This is a genomic window from Phenylobacterium sp. (assembly GCF_031181185.1).
GTDB lineage: Bacteria > Pseudomonadota > Alphaproteobacteria > Caulobacterales > Caulobacteraceae > Phenylobacterium.
Genome location: NZ_JAPSKZ010000305.1, coordinates 1 through 2,278 on the forward strand (window position 1 = coordinate 1; position 2,278 = coordinate 2,278).

Annotated in this window: 3 protein-coding genes; 1 reads left to right on the forward strand and 2 read right to left on the reverse strand. The window is 70.9% G+C overall.

Going from position 1 to position 2,278, the window contains the following annotated elements:
* On the reverse strand, positions 1–810 hold an 810-nt coding region (locus tag RIF93_RS20220; RefSeq protein WP_309093236.1), incomplete at its 3' end, for an ABC transporter transmembrane domain-containing protein.
* Positions 811–925: 115 nt separating this feature from the next.
* On the opposite strand from RIF93_RS20220, the gene rpmE reads away from it, so the two are divergent.
* Positions 926–1,150 (forward strand): 50S ribosomal protein L31, encoded by a 225-nt coding sequence (rpmE, locus tag RIF93_RS20225; RefSeq protein WP_309093237.1) that lies wholly within the window; start codon positions 926–928, stop codon positions 1,148–1,150.
* A 78-nt stretch (positions 1,151–1,228) separates the two neighbouring features.
* Here the strand turns inward: rpmE and RIF93_RS20230 are convergent.
* Positions 1,229–2,278 (reverse strand): cation:proton antiporter (locus tag RIF93_RS20230; RefSeq protein WP_309093238.1); only part of this gene is annotated, 1,050 nt, incomplete at its 5' end.

Consider the following 2,278-nt stretch of genomic DNA (forward strand, 5'->3'; position numbering starts at 1 on the left):
CACGGAAAGACGGAAGGCCTGCTCCACCGCCTGGCCGAACACCGCGGCCGCCGCCTTCTCGCGCCCGAAGGCCTGGACGGTCTCCAGCGCATCGAGGCTCTCGCCGGCGTAGCCGACCGCGCCGGCGAACTGGTCCTGGGTGGTGGTGGTCAGCTTGCGCACCCGGCGTCCGAACAGGAACAGCGGCGCCAGCACCACCGGGAACGACAGCAGCACGAGGCCGGTGAGTTTGGGGCTCACGATGGCCAGCAGCACGACCGCGCCAATCAGGGTCAACAGGTTCCGCAAGGCGACCGAGATGGAGGTGGCGAGGAGGCTCTCGACGATGGCGATATCGGTGGTCAGCCTGGACAGCACCTCGCCCGTGCGGGTTTTCAGGAAGAAGGACGGGTCGAGCGTCAGGATGTGGGCGTAGGCCGCCTTGCGCAGGTCGGCCACGACGCGCTCGCCCAGCTTGGTGACGAAGAAGTAGCGGAGCGCGGTGGCGACCGCGAGCGCGAGCGCCACGCCGCCGATCAGCAGGAACCAGTGGTCGACCGAGCCGCCCGTCGCCTGGGCGCGCGTGAGGTGATCGACCAGCAGGCGGATCGCGCCCGACAGGCCCAGGGTGGCGCTGGTGGAGGCCAGCAGGAAGACCCCCGACAGGGCCGCGTCGCCCCAGTGGGCGGCGACAAACGGGGCGAGCCTGCGCAGGGCGCCCACGTTCCGGCTGCGCCCGCGGCGGTCGGCGGCTTCGGCGAGATTCTGGGCCAGGGTCTGGCCCGCGCTGGGACGGCCCGGCGTGGAAACCTCGGGGCCCGGCTCACTCATGCGTCGCACACCTTGCAATTCGAGCGGGCTTTCTCTATACGCCCGGCTTCCTTTTGGCCGCCCTCACCGGCGGCCGTTCCAATTTGGCCGCTCCTTTACGTCAGGCGCCCGCGCGATGAAACAAGACATCCATCCCGACTACCACTTCATCACCGTGGTGATGACGGACGGCACGACCTACAAGACCCGCTCGACCCTCGGCAAAGAGGGCGACACCCTGAACCTGGACATCGACCCCAAGACGCATCCGGCGTGGACGGGCGGCGGTCACCAGCTTCTGGACCGCGGTGGTCGCGTGTCGCGCTTCAACGCCAAGTTCGGCGCCTTCACGCGCAAGTAGGCTGCCGGTCCCGCTCAGGCGGGATCCAGCGCCCAAATTCCGAGCGCCGCGGGGAGACCTGCGGCGCTTTTCGTTTGCCTACACCGAGTTGGGCAGGGGCGCGGCGGCCGGCTCGGCCGGGTCATCCTCTAGCCGGCCGAGGTCGCCGCGGGCGCGGGCCCTGGCGCCGTACACCCACTCGAAGACCGGCGAGGTCATGAGGGTGGTGACCACCGCCATCAGCACCAGGATCGAGAAGAGCGCCGGGCCGATCAGACCCCGCTGCAGGCCGATGTTGAGGATGATCAGCTCCATCATCCCGCGGGTGTTCATCAGCGTTCCGATGGCGAGCGCGGTGGGGTTGTCCTGGCCCGTCAGCCGGGCCGCCGCCCAGCAGGCGCCGCCCTTGGCCAGGATCGAGACGGCGAGGACGACCACGGCGATCGGCAGCAGACCCGGCTCGGCGACGAGGCTCAGCTGGGTGTTGAGACCCGAAAAGGTGAAGAAGATCGGCGCCAGCAGGACGACCGTGAACGGCTCCAGCTTCGCCTTGAGATCCCGGGCGAGCACGCCGCGGGGCATGACCACGCCCAGGACGAAACCGCCGAGCACGGCATGCATGCCGGCCCAGTCCATGGCCAGGGCCGCGCCGAGGAACAGCACCATCGCCGTCGCCAGCAGGCCCGACCCCACGCCGCCCTGACGCTCCGCCGCGCGCCCTAGCGGCGCGAGCAGCCGGGGACCGAGGACCAGCAGGAAGCCGCTGAAGAGGGCCGCAGACGCGATCACCTTCACCGCCACGCCCGCGCCGTCGCCGGCCGTGGCCAGCACCACCGCCAGGACGATCCAGGCGCCGGCGTCGTTGATCGCGCCCGCCGACAGCGCCAGCGACGCCAGCGGCGAGCCGGACACCCGCCGCTCCTGGAGGATCCGCGCCAGCATCGGGAAGGCCGTGATCGAGATGCAGGCGCCGAGGAACAACGTCGCCTGAGCCGGGCCGAGCGCCTCGCCGAACAGGCCCGGCACGCCCAGCAGCCAGGGCGCGAGAAGCATGGCGGCCAGGAACGGGACGGCCATGCCCGCCACCGACACCGCGCCCGCGCTGCGGACGTTGGATCGGAAGTGGCCGCCGTCGAAGCCGAGCCCCAC